The 18,206-nt window shown below is 43.5% G+C and carries 14 protein-coding genes, 2 pseudogenes and 1 other annotated feature; of the genes and pseudogenes, 6 read left to right on the top strand and 10 right to left on the bottom strand.

The annotated features are described in order from the left end of the window. Nucleotides 1–179 precede the first annotated feature (179 nt). From JMX03_RS03365 to JMX03_RS03385, 5 genes are all read right to left on the bottom strand, one after another. Nucleotides 180–1,994: a P-loop NTPase family protein gene (locus JMX03_RS03365; protein ID WP_201594474.1), complete on the bottom strand. Its 1,815-nt coding sequence runs from the start codon at nucleotides 1,992–1,994 to the stop codon at nucleotides 180–182. Beyond that, nucleotides 1,988–3,661 (bottom strand): HD domain-containing protein, encoded by a 1,674-nt coding sequence (locus JMX03_RS03370; RefSeq protein ID WP_201594476.1) that lies wholly within the window; start codon nucleotides 3,659–3,661, stop codon nucleotides 1,988–1,990. Before JMX03_RS03370 ends, JMX03_RS03365 begins: the two co-directional genes overlap by 7 nt. Before the next feature lie 3 nt (nucleotides 3,662–3,664). Then, nucleotides 3,665–4,657 carry a type I-F CRISPR-associated endonuclease Cas1f gene (cas1f, locus tag JMX03_RS03375; RefSeq protein ID WP_201594478.1) on the bottom strand — a complete coding sequence of 331 codons (993 nt, stop codon included), beginning with the start codon at nucleotides 4,655–4,657 and terminating at the stop codon, nucleotides 3,665–3,667. A 697-nt stretch (nucleotides 4,658–5,354) separates the two neighbouring features. After that, nucleotides 5,355–5,747, bottom strand: a complete 393-nt coding sequence (gene cueR, locus JMX03_RS03380) for a Cu(I)-responsive transcriptional regulator (protein WP_036600606.1) — start codon at nucleotides 5,745–5,747, stop codon at nucleotides 5,355–5,357. 65 nt (nucleotides 5,748–5,812) lie between these two features. After that, nucleotides 5,813–8,290 (bottom strand): heavy metal translocating P-type ATPase, encoded by a 2,478-nt coding sequence (locus JMX03_RS03385; RefSeq protein ID WP_201594480.1) that lies wholly within the window; start codon nucleotides 8,288–8,290, stop codon nucleotides 5,813–5,815. A gap of 151 nt (nucleotides 8,291–8,441) precedes the next feature. Between JMX03_RS03385 and JMX03_RS03390 the strand changes: the two genes are divergently transcribed. Then, nucleotides 8,442–8,636 carry a heavy-metal-associated domain-containing protein gene (locus JMX03_RS03390; RefSeq protein WP_025646094.1) on the top strand — a complete coding sequence of 65 codons (195 nt, stop codon included), beginning with the start codon at nucleotides 8,442–8,444 and terminating at the stop codon, nucleotides 8,634–8,636. Nucleotides 8,637–8,828: 192 nt separating this feature from the next. Here JMX03_RS03390 and cadR read toward each other — a convergent pair whose 3' ends face one another. Then, the gene (gene cadR / locus JMX03_RS03395; protein ID WP_406947691.1) at nucleotides 8,829–9,239 is read right to left on the bottom strand and encodes a Cd(II)/Pb(II)-responsive transcriptional regulator; all 411 of its coding nucleotides are present in this window, start codon (nucleotides 9,237–9,239) and stop codon (nucleotides 8,829–8,831) included. Nucleotides 9,240–9,390: 151 nt separating this feature from the next. Between cadR and JMX03_RS03400 the strand changes: the two genes are divergently transcribed. Continuing rightward, nucleotides 9,391–11,544, top strand: a complete 2,154-nt coding sequence (locus JMX03_RS03400; RefSeq protein ID WP_191692465.1) for a heavy metal translocating P-type ATPase — start codon at nucleotides 9,391–9,393, stop codon at nucleotides 11,542–11,544. Nucleotides 11,545–11,658: 114 nt separating this feature from the next. On the opposite strand, the gene JMX03_RS03405 is transcribed toward JMX03_RS03400, so the two are convergent. Then, the gene (locus JMX03_RS03405) at nucleotides 11,659–12,639 is read right to left on the bottom strand and encodes a GlxA family transcriptional regulator (protein WP_201594482.1); all 981 of its coding nucleotides are present in this window, start codon (nucleotides 12,637–12,639) and stop codon (nucleotides 11,659–11,661) included. Between the two features lie 106 nt (nucleotides 12,640–12,745). On the opposite strand from JMX03_RS03405, the gene JMX03_RS03410 reads away from it, so the two are divergent. From JMX03_RS03410 to JMX03_RS03420, 3 genes are all read left to right on the top strand, one after another. After that, nucleotides 12,746–13,294, top strand: coding sequence for a cysteine hydrolase family protein (locus JMX03_RS03410; RefSeq protein WP_192993343.1), 549 nt, complete (start codon nucleotides 12,746–12,748; stop codon nucleotides 13,292–13,294). A gap of 64 nt (nucleotides 13,295–13,358) precedes the next feature. Beyond that, entirely contained in the window at nucleotides 13,359–14,273 is a 915-nt protein-coding gene (locus JMX03_RS03415) for an MBL fold metallo-hydrolase (protein WP_201594484.1), read from the top strand. A 93-nt stretch (nucleotides 14,274–14,366) separates the two neighbouring features. Then, nucleotides 14,367–15,434, top strand: coding sequence for an LLM class flavin-dependent oxidoreductase (locus tag JMX03_RS03420; protein WP_007394859.1), 1,068 nt, complete (start codon nucleotides 14,367–14,369; stop codon nucleotides 15,432–15,434). Nucleotides 15,435–15,556: 122 nt separating this feature from the next. Here the strand turns inward: JMX03_RS03420 and JMX03_RS03425 are convergent, their stop codons facing one another. Both JMX03_RS03425 and JMX03_RS03430 read right to left on the bottom strand, forming a co-directional pair. Next, complete coding sequence (locus JMX03_RS03425; RefSeq protein ID WP_201594486.1) at nucleotides 15,557–16,177, bottom strand: NUDIX hydrolase; 621 nt, start codon at nucleotides 16,175–16,177, stop codon at nucleotides 15,557–15,559. Nucleotides 16,178–16,402: 225 nt separating this feature from the next. Beyond that, nucleotides 16,403–16,531, bottom strand: a pseudogene (locus tag JMX03_RS03430) (plasmid replication DNA-binding protein); the annotation flags it as partial. Between the two features lie 139 nt (nucleotides 16,532–16,670). Here JMX03_RS03430 and JMX03_RS03435 point away from each other — a divergent pair. Beyond that, a protein-coding gene (locus JMX03_RS03435; RefSeq protein ID WP_201594488.1) for an IS3 family transposase occupies nucleotides 16,671–17,890 on the top strand; the annotation gives its coding sequence in 2 pieces (ribosomal slippage) (nucleotides 16,671–16,956 and nucleotides 16,956–17,890; 1,221 coding nt in all). Continuing rightward, nucleotides 16,946–17,062: a sequence feature (AL1L pseudoknot), on the top strand. Its footprint overlaps the gene before it by 117 nt. A 39-nt stretch (nucleotides 17,891–17,929) precedes the next feature. Here JMX03_RS03435 and JMX03_RS03440 read toward each other — a convergent pair. Next, nucleotides 17,930–18,148, bottom strand: a pseudogene (locus JMX03_RS03440) (type I-F CRISPR-associated endonuclease Cas1f); the annotation flags it as partial. Nucleotides 18,149–18,206: the final 58 nt, after the last annotated feature.

The following is an 18,206-nucleotide window of genomic DNA, read 5'->3' on the forward strand; positions in this document are numbered from 1 at the left end:
ACTTTGCAAAAGCTAAATGCTGGGTTAAAAACCCAGCCTACGCCAAGAACGTTAGATAGTTGAGAGTGCAGCCATTCAAATTGTTAGTCTGTGATGCTGTCTTTAGCTGAAGTATTTGTAATTATTAGCAAAAAATAAAAAGTATTTACTTAGAATCATGCTTTTTCCATGCCAATAACTCACTCCCGCACAAAACCAAAAAACTCATGAAACGCCCAGCCGCGACTGTTATTAGCCTTGATGCTATCAAGTGACACTGACGAGTAGGTAATGGCTAACGAACGCAGACTCTTATCAGGCTGAGCCACTTTTAAGTCCTGCAAGACGTCATTTAATGAAGTGCTTAACCATGGCTTTATTTGCGCGTGTTCAAAGTTAAAATTCAGCGGCTGAATAGTTTTATTATGAATAGTAGATTTAACTAAACCTTTTTCAAATACATCTTCTGCATAATAAGCATCAAATCCTGTCGTAGGCGCGTCAGTTTCTTCGTCATCATTAACCATGCGCGGAATTAATAACCAATCGTCTTGCGGAGTACCCGCTCGAAAAGGACTGATTTGCTGTAAATGAGTATGCGCACGATTGGCTGTGGCTTTGCTATCCCAATAGGCATTGACGTAGTTGAGCTTGGGATTATTAAGTAGATGCCGCATAACTTGGTGTTCGAGGTCGCTCAGCGTTTCTACTGTTTTACCATGCGCTGCTTTAATTCTAGGTCTGGCATCAACTTGTGCTAATTGTTCTGCTGTCATTAGCTCATTTAGGTCATAGCTTGGTGATTTAAACAGCGTGGTCTCAAACCCTGGATGGGTAAAGATAGGGCGCTTGCCATTAGGGTGCTTAAAGTAGCGAATATTGTATTGCAGCAGTAAGATATTTGGCTCATTAGCAACCTTGTCAGGACGATGCCGCCACACACGCCCAGCCAGCTGAATAATGGAGCGTATGGAGGAAGGTTCTACGATTGCCCAATCATAATCATGGTCACGCCCGACTTCGGCAACAGGAGTGGCAAGCACCATAAAGATATGATTTTTGGCAGGGTTATTAGCAATGGCTTGCTTAATCTCAGAATGATCAAAAATACTAACTTTATTATCGCTACGGTCTAAAATTCTATCCAGCTTATTCTCTAAAGCATTGCGCAGTAGTAAAAGCTGCTTGGCGTGATAGCATGCCACATGTAGGACCGTGTCGTCTGGCACCGTTATGCCGTCTGCTTTAAATAACTGCATGGCGATATTGTTGATGTTATTAATATTGGCAACGCGAATGAGTCCAATGCTTGCCCGCACATCTTTATCAGTTTGAAGTTTATTATCAGACAATTCACGATGCTTATCGTGCAAGCCTATTGAAGCATCAACCAAAGTCTGCGCCAAACTGCCGTAAAACTGCGACGCTTTATCCTTTGTATAGTTGGCTGAAAAAGGCAGTATTTCTGCCTGTCGTCTAATAGGTTGCTGGGATAAATAGCTGGCACGTTTTTCACAAAATTGTTTATGAACGTCTTGAAAGTCATTAACGTCGCTGCATTGATCGGATAGCATCGCTTTGGGCTGCTCGTCATACCAAGCACAAACCACTTTTGGCGTAGGTTTATTCTGACTTTGATTAAACAATTTGCGCCCTTCCATATAAGCCTCAAACAATCCTGTTACCAAGTCAGGCGTCAAGGTTGCAGATGAAAGCAGCACTCGCGTACCAAAAAGTCCTGCTAGATGCACCAAACGCGAAAGCGCAGGCAAATCCGCTTGATCAAAGTCATCAGGCTCATCGAGTATCAAATCACTACTGAGCAGTCGCAGCATAGGAGCGATATATTTGCCGCCACGTTTGCACTCAGAGGCTTGGATAATATGGTCAACGGTGCAGGTCACAATAGGCGCAAATATTAAATCGCGTGCTTTAGAACTGGCGATGACGGTATCGAGATTCAGCGCCTCATAGTCTTGATAGTCAATGTCGCTATCAACGATTTCATTTAACAAATCTTCGCTAGATTCACTACCAAAGCTCGTAGATTCATTATCAGGTTCATCGTCCTCTTCATATTCACCGAAATATCAGTAATATCATTAGTCTTATTATCGTATGCTAGTTCAAACAGTTTTTTATTAGCACTGCCACCTACCAGTATAGCTAACTGGTCACCTGCCAATTTTAAATTTTTACGAAAACTTAAGCCGGTCTGCAAAGTTAGAATCCGCAGTCCTAAAGCGATAGTAAAGCGCGCCCCTTTTTTTGGATCAGCTAGAGCGTACATGATACGTGCATTACCGATGGTTTTACCTGCGCCTGTCGATGCCATATTAATTCCAAAAAACCCATGCTCGCGCGTGGCTTCTTGCAAACCATAAGTCATCTTGAAAGCTTGATTCTGCCATTTAAAACGTTCAATCCCAGTAGGTTTAGCTAATGGATCGTGATTACGTAGTGTTGGCATTTCACTGGCAATGATAGGAAGTGCACGACAAAAATGTGCTGTAAAAGCGCCAACACCTAGTAAATGTTCTTCAAGAGATTGTTTGACTGTTGGGGTGTTAGCGCTGCGGTCAGTATTAGCTGCTAGATTTTTAAAGCTGCTATCAACCTTGATGCAGCGAGAATCGTCTTCTTTGAGACTAGAATAATTGTGGTCACCTACCATTAAACACAGACGTGATAAATGCAATAAAAACGGGTTGCTGATGGCTTTATTATCATCAACCGCTTGTTGGCTTAATTGCATTAAGGTCGGGTCATTTAAGGCTTTTTTAGACCAACGCCTGATATTCTTTTGCCAAGCTGGACTATTAATGACTAAATGCTCAAATTGCCAAAAGTCCTTTAATTGCGCTTTGGTCATACCCTCTAACGACTTAGGATTTTTTACCCAATAGTCGAACGGCTCAATTTTTCCATAAAACTGATTTAAGTCTCTTTTAATCTCTAACGTATTTTGAGGTAATTGCAAACGTTGAATATCTTTGTAAGGGTAAAAAACCTTTTTGATAGGTGGCAAGCGGTGATGAGTGACAATCAGCCAAGCGACCCACTGTGCTAGGGGTGGCATAGCTTTTATATTGACGACATCTTTATTAGCATTAGATAGTAGATTTTCTATATTGTTATTTTCTAACCATTTATTTAAATTCATTAAATGATCAAGCCATGCTTCGTCAGTGCTGCAATCGCCAATCATTAGCTCAAACAGTTTTAATGATATCCATTCATGCCGATAAGAATCGCCTTGTTTACTACCGACAAGGAGTTTCTTTTGAAAACCAACCGTTGATTTGCCAATGTCGTGGAGTAATGCAGCAAGTATAGCGATAATTTGAATACTACTGGCATAACTCCATTCATTCTCCCACTCACTGTGCAGAATATTTCTTTTGGTACGGTTCACAGGAACCACCCCAACCTCATTAAACTGACGTTTATTACCTACCACCCATACCAGCTCCATCAGCTGACGAGTCTTATTACGATGACAGCTGACCGCCGTAGTTTTGGTCGCTGACTTACGCAAGAGCTGCTTAACCGTCTGTAGCCCATCCTCAGTAATAGCCGTCTGCCAAACGTTATCACCAATGCGGTTAGCAAAGGAGTCTAAGATACGCCGTGTGCGCTTAAGTGATTTTTTCTCACATTGGGAGACAAAGGTAACAATCATTTTCTACACCTTCCACTTAGTCATCGCTAACTGTTTAACCACCTCAAACTGATAATCCAGCGCTTTGTGCTTGGTAAACATATTAATGCACTCTTGGCGAAACTCTTGCTCGCTCATATTTTCACTAGCACAGATAAAGGCAAGGGGTAGCACTAACGCATCTTTGATGATATCTGCAATATCGAACACCAAGGCACCGCGTCGCGTCTTACCATGCATCACCGCGAAACCATGCGGAATGCCGAGTGTCCACGCTGTGGTTGCTCCAAGTCCATAAGCCAGATAGTTGCCATGATTTAAGAAACCATTGGCTTTATCAATACCTTCATGCTCACGAGTAAAGCCATCATAACCAGTATTTTTCGCTGCTAATTTATACAGCTGTTTGGTCAGGCGAGCTTCCAGTTGCAATAAATGCATGACCTCGGTCTGCTTATCGATTTGCTGGATATTATCATTAAGCAATATTTCTACCGCATCGATATTGCTATCAAAACCCCAGCGTTTAAAATCACTGTCTTTATTCCATACCGCTTGCAGATAAGCAATGCGGGCTATTTGCAACTGTTTGGCAGCGGCAAGACGTTTATCATCGTCCCACCACCAGCTCATCCAGCTTTGAACATATTCTGTTGGTCGATACTCGCTTTGCGGAGTCATCCATTCGACATAGACTTCACGCTCGCTGCCCATAAATAATGGCATGCCACCACCACCACAAAAGCCCACTAATACACCCGCTTGAGAAAGCAGGCGCATCGCTGCTTGGGTAATAGATGTGCCAGTACCAAGCAATAGTGAGGTAGTGTTAGCAATCGGAATGTTATAGTAGAGGTTCGCTTTATCATCTTCGGTAAGATACAACACACGCCCGTCTTTTTGCATGACTCGACAATGCGATAGATAATAGATATTGGCACGTTTAGAGTGCAAAATGGTTTTAAGGTCTGAAGAGGCAAAGCTATTATCAGTATAAGGGTTGCTAGGTTTGCTCATTATATTTCCATTTCGCGGCAAAAAGCCATATCATATGTATGGGTTTAATATAGTTAAGATAGTACTATTAAACAATAGTCAGTCAGAGATAGCACGACACTTAGTGTCGTTTATATTATGAGTGTTTACTAAGATTGGATTTTAGAATAGAGATACTACAAATTTAAAAGACTATAAATTAACTGAGTTTATGAAATAGAGAAATGATTAATGAAAATTCTCACACTTGCAGACCTTAGAAAGAGGTCCCTCCATGATCAACGTAATAGTACTGCGTTATTCACGCCCATCAAGGATCCGTGGATTTAAATGCTTAAGTCGGTCTATTTTTTCAACCAAAATCACATCGTTTGCATTAGCATTTTCGATCAGCTGCATCAGCTGCATCAGCTTTGGAAGTACTAGCTTTGCTCCTGATTTATTCTAGACATAAACGCAGCAATTTTATGATCATTAGCAAGATGTATAAGCTCATTTTTGGCACGCTTAGCGTCTTGTTCTTTGGTAGACGCTCGTAGATACGCTCTGATAAACATAAACATCTAAAATAGCCTGTTATAAGTGATTCCATTATAGCAGTCTGTTTTAAGTGGTTTGTTAATAGGTTTGAAGGGTCAAATAGCTGGTTCCCTTGGGGTATACGTTTTTCAGACTGATATATAGATAAGGAAATAGATAAGATCAAATGCAATTTATTTTATTCACCCTGTTCAAGATCTTCTAATATGGCGCACTCTGCGTTTTCATCACCTGAGCAATGATCAGCAGAAATCTGTAATAAGCTCACCATATCTTGCAATTGAGCTATTTTTTGTTTCAAAGTTGCGATATGTTGCAGTGTCAATTGTTTAACATCAGCACTCTGCCGATCTGTATTTTTCCACAAATTAAGCAATTCTTTCATCTGTTTGGAGGAAAAACCTAAATCACGAGCCTGTCTTAAAAAGCATAAGTTTTTTATATCTTGATTAGAGTAGATTCGATAACCTGAATTCGAGCGTTTGGCGGTATCAAGCAAACCGATTTGTTCATAATAGCGAATCATTTTGGGAGAGATTCCTGATCGCTCTGACGCTTGACCGATATTCATAACTTTCCTCCTGATATAAAAAGGGTTAAAGCCAAACGGCTACTTTAACCCTATCTTAATATAATCTATGCTTTAATCGCTGGCACCTGAAAGTACTTTAAACGTAAGGCATTACCTAGCACAAAAACAGAGGATAGCGCCATTGCTCCTGCGGCAAAAATGGGTGACAGCAAAATACCAAATGCTGGATATAAAACCCCTGCGGCAATTGGTATCAGGGCAATGTTATAGAAAAATGCCCAAAATAGATTCTGTCGAATATTTTTGATAGTCGCTTTACTTAAAGCAATCGCATTAGGGACGCCTTGTAGACTACCTGACATCAACACCACGTCTGCTGCTTCAATTGCCACATCTGTCCCTGTCCCAATTGCCAGACCGACATCCGCTTGAGCAAGAGCAGGGGCATCATTAATCCCATCACCAACAAAAGCCACTCGTCCATACTGTTGTTGCAGCTGACGTAGTGCATCTACTTTTCCATCAGGCAACACTTCTGCGACCACCTGATCAATATGTAGTTTTGCTGCAATTGCTTGGGCGGTATGCCGATTGTCGCCTGTAATCATTGCCACTTTTAAGCCCAGTTGATGTAAACCTGCAATAGCAGTATAAGTGGTATCTTTAATAGGGTCTGCAACGGCAATAATGGCTGCTAGCTTTTGGTCAATCGCGACATAAAGTGGGGTTTTACCTTCTTGTCCTAAGCGTGCAGCCTCATTTTCAAAAGGTGTAACATCAAGCTCTAATTGCTTCATATAACGATCAGCACCAATATGAATGGTTTGACCTGTCACTTCCGCTTTAATCCCTAGTCCGGTCACAGAGTCAAAGGCGGTAATCGGTAATAAGCTGATATTTTGTTGTTCTGCGGCTTGAACAATGGCTACGGCAATGGGATGTTCAGACTTTGCTTCAACCGATGCCACAATACGCAAGACTTGCTCATGTTGAAACCCTTGTTGGACATGAAAATCCGTTAAGGTTGGTTTACCTTCGGTCAAGGTGCCGGTTTTATCGACCGCAATGACTTTAACTTCCTGTAAAGCTTGTAACGCTTCACCTTTACGGAATAAGACGCCCATTTCTGCACCGTGACCTGTACCAACCATAATGGAGGTAGGGGTTGCCAATCCCATTGCACAGGGACAAGCAATGATTAAGACAGCAACGGCATTAACGAGACTAAACGTCAAAGCAGGCTCAGGACCAAGAACAAACCACACAGCAAAAGTCAGAGCTGCTAAGAACATGACCATGGGAACAAACCACATAGTGACTTTATCAACCAATGCCTGAATCGGTAATTTAGATCCTTGAGCCTGTTCAACCATGCGAATGATTTGCGCCAATACCGAAGAGTCGCCAATGGCCGTTGCCCGAAAATTCAAAGTTCCATTCTGATTGATCGTCCCTCCTACCACTTGATCACCCACTTGTTTTTTAACAGGAACGGGTTCACCCGTAATCATGGATTCATCAATATAGCTTTGACCTTCAACCACTTCACCATCAACAGGAACACGCTCACCGGGACGAATCTCAACGATCGTTTCTGTGGTTACTTCTGCAATCGGTACTTCATTCACTTGCCCATTATGGTGAACACGCGCTGTTTTTGCCTGCATACCCACTAGATGTTGAATGGCTTGAGAGGTACGTCCTTTGGCTTTTGCCTCAAAATAACGCCCTAATAAAATTAAGCTTACAATCACAGCGGCCGCTTCGTAATAAACATTCACAGTGCCCTCGGGTAGAACTTGTGGAATAAATGTTGCGACTAGCGAAAAACTATAAGCCGCCAGTGTTCCAACCGCCACCAATGAATTCATATCCGGTGCAAAACGCCATAATGCCGGAATACCTTTTTGATAAAAACGTCGCCCTGGAAAGATAAGAACCAGCGTCGTCAAAACAAATTGAATCAACCAGCTTTGTTGCGTGCCGATATTGTCCACGACCCACATATGAAAAGCTGGAATCATATGTGACCCCATTTCTAGAATAAAAACCGGAACGGCCAAAATCAAAGAGATGATTAAATCTCGTTTCAGCTGCTGCTGTTCCGTGGCTTTCTTGTCCTGTTGGTCACTTTGATCCTGCTCAACCAGCTTCGCATGGTATCCCGCTTTTTTAACGGCCTGAATCAGATCGCTACTCTGTACCTGAGTGTTGCCTTGTACCCATGCTCGTTCAGACGCAAGGTTGACGTTTGCTTGTTGTACACCCTCAACCTTTTTTAATGCTTTTTCTACCCGACCAACGCAAGAAGCACAGGTCATACCTTCGATTGAAAGCTCAATCGGCTGAGATGCCAAGATCTTATAACCGGCTCGTTCTACGGCTTTGGTTACTGCGATAAGGTCTAAAGGTTGAGATGAGGAAATCATGGCTTTTTCAGTCGCAAGATTCACCTCAGCATTTTCAACACCTTCAACTTTTTTTAATGCTTTTTCTACTCGTCCCACACATGAAGCACAAGTCATACCCTCAATGGGCAATGTCTCACTATAAAGATAAGACTTACTATTTTCTGAATTCATAACAGCCTCTATCATGTTCAATCTATTATCAACAGCATATAGGTTGACATCATGGTAAGGTCAAGTATATTTTTTCAAAAATGTGTTTGACCTTACCATTATGACAAGGCTTAAGCTTAGTGATGAAATAAAACTTATTTGGAGAAAGGGTATGAAACTATTGATTGCAAATATGAACTGTGGCGGTTGTGCCCGTGGTGTGACAGCAGCTATTCAGAATATCGACTCAAAGGCCAAGGTTAAGATTGATTTAGCAGCCAAAGTGGTCAGTATCGAAACCATCGCCAGTATTGAGCAGATGACAGCTGCTTTAGCAAAAGGCGGTTTCCCTGCACAAGCGCAATGAATCAGCCTTATAAACGCGCAGCCTATCTGTTTGACAGAAAGGACGATGGGCTGAATCACATCTGAAAATATTGACCAGTTGAAAAAAATCTGACATGGGCAACTGCATCTTAGTGATGCGTTTGCCCCGCGCCTTTGGTTATAGGTCTACTTTTAATGATAAAAAGTGGACAGTGTTATCAAAATGAATACTTTATCTATGACACGAGTTATCGGCAAGCGCATGCAATATTCCGCAGGATTCAGCTAGCGCTTCACTTGTGCATTTTTGCCGCAACGCTAGTAGATGTTGCTTTAATTGTATCAGCTCTTCGATACGTGTCTCTACCGCATCGATATGCTCATCCAATAGCACATTGACCTCACCGCAGTTTTCATCAGGTTTATCTCTATATTGAAGCAGGGTTCGTACTTCATCCAAAGTCATATCGAGCGTACGGCAGTGCAGGATAAATTGTAGACGCTCAAAATGCGCTTCATTATACAAACGATAGTTGCCTTGGCTACGCGCAGGTTTTGGTAATAACCTCTCTTTCTCATAATAGCGAATGGTTTCGACCGTCGCACCGGTGCGCGTGGCAAGCTCACCAATTTTGATTAGCATGTGTATCTCCTTAAATAGTATTTTCTATTATCTAAACAATAAAGTAACTATAAGGTTTGCTGATAAAAAATCAAACCTCTTTATCGTTAAAAGTCTTGACCCTAAAGTTACTATAGGGTTCATACTGCCTTTAACAAGAGGAGAAGTGATTATGCAATATCATATTGAAGGTATGGACTGTGCCAGTTGTGTTGGTAAAATCGAGCGGGCGTTAATGCGAATACCTGGTGTCTCTGAGGTTCAGTTAAACTTTGCGACTCAAAAGCTAGAGCTAACCTTGGCGCCTGATACGAATACTGGCGTTAAAGATATCGAGAAAACCATTAAAAGCCTAGGGTTTGGTGTGTCAGCGTTAACGGGTCAACAAAATGAGAGGGGCAATGATGGTAATCAATCAGCGGTGGACAATCAGCGCTGGTGGCAAACCATAAAAGGCAAACAGGTCATTGGTACGGGGCTTTTGATGGGTGCCGCATATGTATTGTCTTTAATTTTCCCTGAATATGGCGCATGGGCTTTTATTGCCGCTGTGGCTATCGGTGTCCTACCATTTGCTCGCAAAGCTTCTGCACTGGCGTTAGCAGGATCGCCTTTTTCAATTGAAATGCTCATGTCTGTTGCGGCTATTGGCGCGCTTATCATAGGTGAAGCTGAAGAAGCGGCTGCCGTGGTCTTTTTATTCTCGGTTGGGGAGCTATTAGAGAGTGTCGCAGCTAATCGTGCGCGCGCAGGAATCAGAGCATTATCGTCGCTTGTGCCAAAGACAGCTATTTTACTGGACGCGCAAGGACAACAACGTCAGGTGGCAGCGACTTCACTACAAGTGAATGATAAGGTGCTTGTGCGTCCTGGTGATAGAGTCTCTGCTGATGGCGTGATTGTTCAAGGTACGTCTAGCCTTGATGAGTCACCTGTGACGGGAGAATCTGTTCCTGTTGCCAAAACCATAGGCGATGAGGTCTTTGCTGGATCTATCAACGTTGATGGGGTACTACAAATACGCGTAGAAAAAACAGCGGCAGATAATACAATTGCTCGTATTATTGAGCTTGTGGAGCGGGCACAAGCATCCAAAGCACCGACTGCACGCTTTATTGAAACCTTTAGCCGCTACTATACGCCTATCGTTATGGCGATTGCGGCTTTAGTGATTATTATCCCACCTCTACTGATGGGAGCAGAATGGGGAGTATGGCTATACCGTGGTTTAGCGCTATTACTGATCGCCTGTCCTTGTGCTCTTGTGCTGTCAACACCTGCCGCTATTGCCTCAGGTTTGGCTGTCGGCACGCGCCATGGACTGCTTATCAAAGGAGGTAATGTCATGGAGTTGGTGGGTCAGGTCAACACTGTCGCTTTTGATAAAACGGGTACTTTGACCGAGGGCAAACCTCGAGTAACCGATATCATTGATTTTAAAACAGTACATGGCGATGCTGAGGGTCGCGATAAACTACTGTCACTGTTTGCAAGTGTCGATGCTACCTCCAGTCATCCGCTTGCTATCGCTATTGTGGATCATGCCAAAGCCGCTAAGGTAGTCATACCTGGATCCTCCAACGCCTTTGCGACCGCAGGTAAAGCGGTTCATGCAACGGTTGCTGGACGCTCTTTGGCCATCGGCTCACCAGTCTACGTCGCTGAGAAAGTGATGTTGCCAGCTGAGCAGCAGATTCAAATTGAGATGCTACAAAATGATGGTAAAACGGTTTCTATTTTGTTTGATGAGCAAACGAGGGAGGCGCTCGGATTGGTCGCTCTACGTGATGAGTTACGAGAGGATGCAAAGCAGGCCATTGCCCAGCTTAACAAGATGAACGTGCGCTCCGTCATGCTCACAGGTGACAACAGTCGTACGGCAAAAGCGCTTGCCAGTCAGTTAGATATAGAGTGGAAAGCTGAGCTGTTACCTGAAGACAAGCTACGTCTACTCAGTGAGATGCAAAGCAATAGTAAAATAGCGATGATTGGTGATGGTATCAATGATGCACCCGCTTTGGCAGCGGCAGACATTGGCATTGCGATGGGCAGTGGCACGGATGTGGCTATCGAAACGGCTGATATTGCCCTATTAAAAAGCCGCGTGATAGACGTTGCTAACCTTATTGCCTTATCCCGCGCCACCATGAGAAATATCCATCAAAATGTCATATTTGCACTTGGGTTAAAGGGCATATTTCTGATAACCACTGTGCTCGGCGTGACAGGGCTTTGGATTGCTGTGCTAGCGGATACTGGTGCTACAGTACTGGTGACGCTGAATGCATTGCGTTTACTGCGTTTTAAAACAAGATCTTCCGATTAATTATCATTAAAGGATAAGGCGGTCGCAACTACATTGGGACCGTTTTATTAAACCTATCTCCTGCCTACAAGCAGTCAATGCACCTACCTTTAATCCAGAAATCGCCTAAACCTATCACTCTTCATCCAGAGTAAATCTGCGCCGATATTCGCTAGGGGTCAAACCAACAATGCGCTTAAATATTTTACGAAATGCACTAACATCACTATAACCCACCTTCCACGCTATTTGCTCAACAGGCATTAAAGAGAACTGTAGAAAGTCTTTTGCACTACCAATGCGTAATCGCTGACAGTATTCTGTTGATGTCATGCCCGTCGCCTTATGGAAACGGCGCAGAAAAGTGCGCTCCTCTAACTGCGCACAACTGGCTAGGGTGGATAAATCAATAACCCGTGCTTCTGTTTTTTGTAGCCAATGCTGCACCTTTAATATGGCCGCGTCACCATGGGTGAGGTTGGGTGAGAACGCACTGTAATAGCATTGTTCACGCCTTGAGGGGTCAATTAACAATGCACGAGCGGTCTCATTCATCACTTGTGAGCCAAGAAAGCGATCTACCATTCTAAGTCCTAAATCTGTCCAAGCCATCGCGCCACCAGCGGTCACAATATCGCCGTCTTCGATAATAATGCGATCCACATCAAGATCCACATCAGAAAAGCGCTGCTTAAAATCCTCTGCATAACCCCAATGCGTAGTCGCCTTGCGCTTAGATAGTAGTCCTGTTTCGCCCAACAAAAAAGCACCGGCGCAAACAGATGACATTATCACACCTCCTGAATGATGCTCTTTTAGCCATTCAAGCCAAGGTGCTGCTGCTTGCTTTGCAGTAGGCGCCTCTAACGTGGGTGGAATGATGACGGCTTTTAATTTTCCTACACTATCGGGATTGCTCGAAAAAGTGCAGGTAGGCTGCTGCTCAGAACCCGTAATCTCCCAGTGACTGACCTGTAAAGGCAGATCGGTTGTATCTTGACGTTCGGCAGCGATTTTACTGGCCACCATCAGTAAATCAGTCAGCCCAAGGATGGCCGCCATTTGTGCTTTCTCATAGACAATTAAGCCGATTTCAATAGCATATTTTTGATTCATATGTCGTTATTAACCTCTTATGTGTCGATGTAGCCACTCGTTAGTGTAGCACAGAGCTTGTAAAATAGACGCCTATACAGTCACTTTGATAAAAAAAGGAATCATCATGAGCACAAAAGCACTGATCGTTGTCGATATTCAAAATGAGTATTTTCCGCAAGGTAACTTATCACTCGTAGGTATTAACGAAGCCGCTGCCAATGCGGCGTTGGTTATTGCGTCTGCTAGAGAAAAAGGCCATACCGTCATTCATATCCGTCATGAAATGCCTTCTGCTGACGCACCAATCTTTACGCCTGGTACTGATGGTGTAGAAATCAATGAGAAAGTAAAGCCTATAGAAGGTGAAGCCGTTGTTGTGAAGCATTACCCCAATTCGTTTCGTGAGACCTCTCTTAAAGATCTGCTTGATAAAGAAGACATCAAAGACGTTACCGTGATTGGCGCCATGAGCCACATGTGTATTGATGCAACCGTTCGTGCTGCGGTTGACTTTGGCTATACAACGACCACCATCCATGATGCCTGTGCCACGCTTGATCTTGAATTTAATGGCACGACCGTACCCGCAGCTCATGCTCATGCCACCATTATGGCAGCGATTGAGTTTCTATATGGCGAAGTGATTGATACCCAAACCTGGATTGCGCGTTAGTTATAAGTTTTTAAGCAAACCATTATTAACTCATAATATAGACTCATCAATAAGGCATCAAATTATGAATATAGCGAAATCGCTCACCAGTACCACGCTGTTAAGTGGCGTGCTGTTGTTAACCGCATGTACCACCTTTGCCACTCCAGCGGCTAATCCTAACGCTGACAAACAGACGGCGACTAATACGGTGGAATTTCAGCAAATCCGTAATGCCACGATTAAGCTTGATTATGACGGTACCACGTTTTTAGTGGATCCTATGCTCGCGGCTAAAAACGCTTATCCAGGGTTTGCAGATACGTTAAATAGCCAAATACGCTATCCAATGGTAGATTTGCCGGTATCTGTTGCAGAGGTGCTAAAGGCTGACGCCATTATTTTAACCCATCTACATGCGGATCATTGGGACGATGCTGCACGCAACCTGGTCCCTCGTAATATGCCAATTTTTACCCAAAATGAAGCCGATGCGGCAATCGTGCGTAAAGATGGCTTTACCGATGTCAGAGTGTTGACAGAGCAAGGGGTGGTGTTTGAAGGCACTAGAATCAATAAAACCATCGGACAGCATGGCACTGATGCGATGTACAAAGTTCCAGCGCTTGCTCAGGCACTTGGTAAAACGATGGGTATTGTGTTCCAAAAGCCAAACTACAAGACCGTCTATGTAGTAGGGGATACCATTTGGAATAAAGACGTAGAGAATGCGCTGACTCGCTACAAGCCTGATGCGGTCATCCTTAATACAGGCTATGCAAAGCTGTCTACCTTTGTCGATGACTCTATTATTATGGGTAAAGACGATGTATACCGTGCGTATCAATTCTCACCTAATGCTCAGATAATTAATGTGCACATGGATACGGTCAATCATGGCGCACTGTCGAAGGCAGAGCTGCGCCGTTTTATCGAAGAAAAACACTTAGACAAACAGCGTGCGCTTGTTCCTAATGATGGTCAAACCTATAAATTCTAGTTCTTTAGAAGTCAATTTTTAGAAGCTTCCCTGTGTGGCAATGCTCAAAGTGTGTTGCCACATATAATAAACACTGCATAACTGAGACAGTTTATGAATATGCCAAATAATTCTGGCAACGCACCTTTCGTTCTCTCGGTACTCGACAATGCCTTCACCGGCGTTGGCCACACAGTAGAGAACACCTTTCAAGAGATGATTGCGCTTGCGAAACTGGCGGATAAAAGGGGCTTTCAGCGGTTTTGGATGTCTGAACATCATGCCATGCCTGGCGCCGCGGTTCCTTCGCCACAGATGATGGTGGCTCGGCTTACTGGTGAAACCGAGCGCATTAGGCTTGGTGCAGGCGGTATCATGCTACCGAATCATGTGCCTCTGGTGGTCGCTGAGCAATTTGGTATGCTTGATGCGCTGGCGCCAGGACGGATTGATCTGGGTTTGGGAAGGGCACCAGGTACGGATGGCGCAACAGCTTCAGCTTTGCGTCGTCACCATGCGGCAAACGATGAGTTTCCTCAGCAAGTCGCAGAATTGTTGGGCTTTTTAGAAAACAGCTTTCCACAAGACCATCCTTATAGTGAGGTTCATGCGGTGCCAGGCCCATGGCAGGCCGAGCAAAACCGAGTACCCCCATCGAAGACTACTGCTGATGTTTGGATCTTAGGGTCATCGACTTATTCAGCGCATTTGGCAGCACAGCTTGGCAGACCTTATGCGTTCGCTTTGCAGTTTGGCAGTGCTGATGTTTTAAATGCCATGCGAATTTACCGAGAGAATTTCCGTCCATCAAAAATCCTAGCCAAGCCATACAGTTTGGTCAGCATTGGCGCTATTGCGGATAAAGATCCTGTAGAGGCACGTCGCCAGTCAACTTCGTCTGCCATGGCAATGTTGAGAATGTTCCAACGCAAGCCTTTTGCTTTACTGCCCCCTGATGAAGTAGCGGCTTTTCAAGGCAATACGCAAGAGCGCCAGATTATTGAGCAGTATACTGATCAAACCCTCCATGGTACTGCTGCCGAGGTCGCAAAAAGTTTGGAGAGCCTTCAGGAGCAGACAGGGGTCGATGAGATAATGCTGGTTGTTCAAGGCTATTCGCGACGCACCCAATTGCGCACTGTTGAACTAATCGCAGATCACTATAGTATGCCAAGTCACTAGATCTTGTTAAGATTAGCGATATTAAAAGGTTAGCAAAGAGCTTAATGCCTAACCATTAGGCTTGTTGTTAGGTATGCCAGCAGTAATCCTTATTCCTATAACAGCCATTATGTTAAATGGACTTAATCAAAGTAAGTTTTTTCTGGCAACTCTTCTAGATAATCGAAGAATTGTTGTATTTGATCTTCTGTAACTCGTGCTGTCGATATAGGAGGCAGTTCATCTCTTCCAAAAAAACCTACTTCTGGAGTTTCAATACTAGGTGCTAATTCACCACCTACAATCTCACACCAAAAAAATGCTTTATAAACGTGGAGAAACATTGGGGGGTGAGGATGCTTTCTTCTGTCTGTTAGAGCTAAAAGCTTAACTGCTTTAACTTCTAACCCAGTTTCTTCAAAAACTTCCTTTTCAGCATTTTCTGCTGCTGAGTACCCAACATCAGCCCATCCTCCAGGAACAGACCATAATCCATCTTGAGTTTCTCTAGCTAATAAAATCTTATTTTCTTTGAAAACTACAGCACGGACATCCATTTTTGGCGTTGCATAGCCGATATCCTGAAGCACATTAGAAGTGAAGTCTTTTGTGTCTATTTCTTTTAGGTCAATTAAAGTTCGCACATATTCAATTAACTGCTCATATCGTTCTTTATCATAAACATCTTTTGAATAGTACAAACCTGATTGTGCTAATCCAGTAATCTTGTTCAGAGTTTCAATCCATTCAACAGAATCTTTCATATCGTTTTTTCAATCTCGATGAGCAAAAGAATAAGTGTAGCACTATTCAATTTAGCTAAAATTAACATAATACACCTTATACGAAATGCTTGATATTTCTCTTTAAATATCAGTATATTAAAGTAAGCCGTTCTGGGGTATAGGGCACCAGAACGGCTTTTTATTGATTATTCACGTTCCACGCTTACTATTTGATCATTGTTCCACGACTTTGTGTAGTTCAGATTAACCATATGGCAGGAAAAAACGGCTCAGAAAGCCACGTTTTTTAGGCTCAGGCTCTACATGCTCAGGTACTGGGAGTCGCTTATTTTCAATGTGGCTATTGGTAGTCAATCCGTCATGTTTCGGCTGAGTTTGGATCTCCGCTTCTAAATGAGCTTCTTTTGATTTAGTAGTCAATCCATCATAGTTCGACTCACTTTGTGACCTATCGTCTGTTGTGAACCGCCCCAGTATTGTCGGAGACTCAACATTCTGAGAGAATACAACGATGAAAACACGACACTACACCCCCGAGATTAAAGACCGCGCCGTTCGCATACTGATTGAAGCATTAAGCGACTATCCTTCCACCTGGTCAGCTATTCAAGCAATTGCACCTAAGATTGGCTGTACGCCTGAAACCCTGCGGTCATGGCATAAAAAGCACATAGATCAAACTATTCCTGCCTCAGTGCAAGCCCAAAGCCAAGAGCAACGTATTAAAGAGCTTGAACGCGAGAATAAAGAGCTCAAGCAAGCCAATGAGATTATACGTAAGGCTGCTGCTTTTTTCGCCCAGGCGGAGAAGGGCCGTCCACCCAGATAATGGTTCAGTTTATTGATGACTATAGAGGTAGTTATGGGGTCGAGCTGATTTGTAGAGTACTACCGATTGCCCCATCAACCTACTACCGTGCTAAAGACTTAGAGGACTGCCCTGAGAAGCGCTCATTACGCAGTCAGCATGATGACTATTATCTCAGAGAGATTAAACGTATTTGGCAGGACAGTAAATGCCGTTACGGTGCGCGTAAAGTATGGCAGCAAATGAAAGCTGACGGGTTAAAGGTTGCTCGTTGTACCATAGAGCGTTTAATGAAGCAGTATGGTATGCAAGGCGTTTGGCGTGGTAAGGGTAAGATGACCACCACCAGCCGTGATGACCAAAAGCGCGCTGATGACTTGGTCAATCGTAACTTTAATGCCCGTCGTCTTAATCAGCTTTGGGTTGCAGATTTTACCTATATCAAGACACTGAGTGGCTGGGTTTATACTGCTTTTATTATTGATGTGTTCGCTCGTGCAATTGTGGGCTGGAAAGTATCCAATCGCATGAACACCGATATGGTGATGGCCGCGCTCAATCAAGCGATAGCAGATAGGAATAATCCCAAAGATGTGATTCATCACAGTGATCGAGGGGCTCAGTACTTATCTATTCGCTATACTGACAAGATGACGGACTCTGGCGTGATTGCCTCTGTTGGTACAACAGGCGACTCTTATGACAACGCATTGGCTGAAACGGTCAATGGGCTTTACAAGTCTGAGGTGATTCATTATTTAAAGCAGAACTGGACTGGTGTGAACGATGTTGAACTGGCAACCCTAGAATGGGTCGATTGGTTCAACAAGAAGCGTCTACATAGCACGATTGGATATGTGTCACCCTTTGAGTTTGAAAAGCAGTATTATGATAATTTAATCCTGTCAGGTGTTGCTGCCTGACTCAAGTAGATCAGCCTCCGATAAAGTCGGGGCGGTTCATGTGCCAGTACCAAGCAATAGTGAGGTAGTGTTAGCAATCGGAATGTTATAGTAGAGGTTCGCCTTGTCATCTTCGGTAAGATACAACACACGCCCGTCTTTTTGCATGACTCGACAATGCGATAGATAGTAGATATTGGCACGTTTAGAGTGCAAAATGGTCTTAAGGTCTGAAGAGGCAAAGCTACTATCAGTATAAGGGTTGCTAGGTTTGCTCATTATCTTTCCATTTCGCGGCAAAAGCTATATCAGATGTATGGTTTTACTATAGTCAAGA

It is taken from the genome of Psychrobacter fulvigenes, assembly GCF_904846155.1.
Classification (GTDB): Bacteria; Pseudomonadota; Gammaproteobacteria; order Pseudomonadales; family Moraxellaceae; genus Psychrobacter; species Psychrobacter fulvigenes.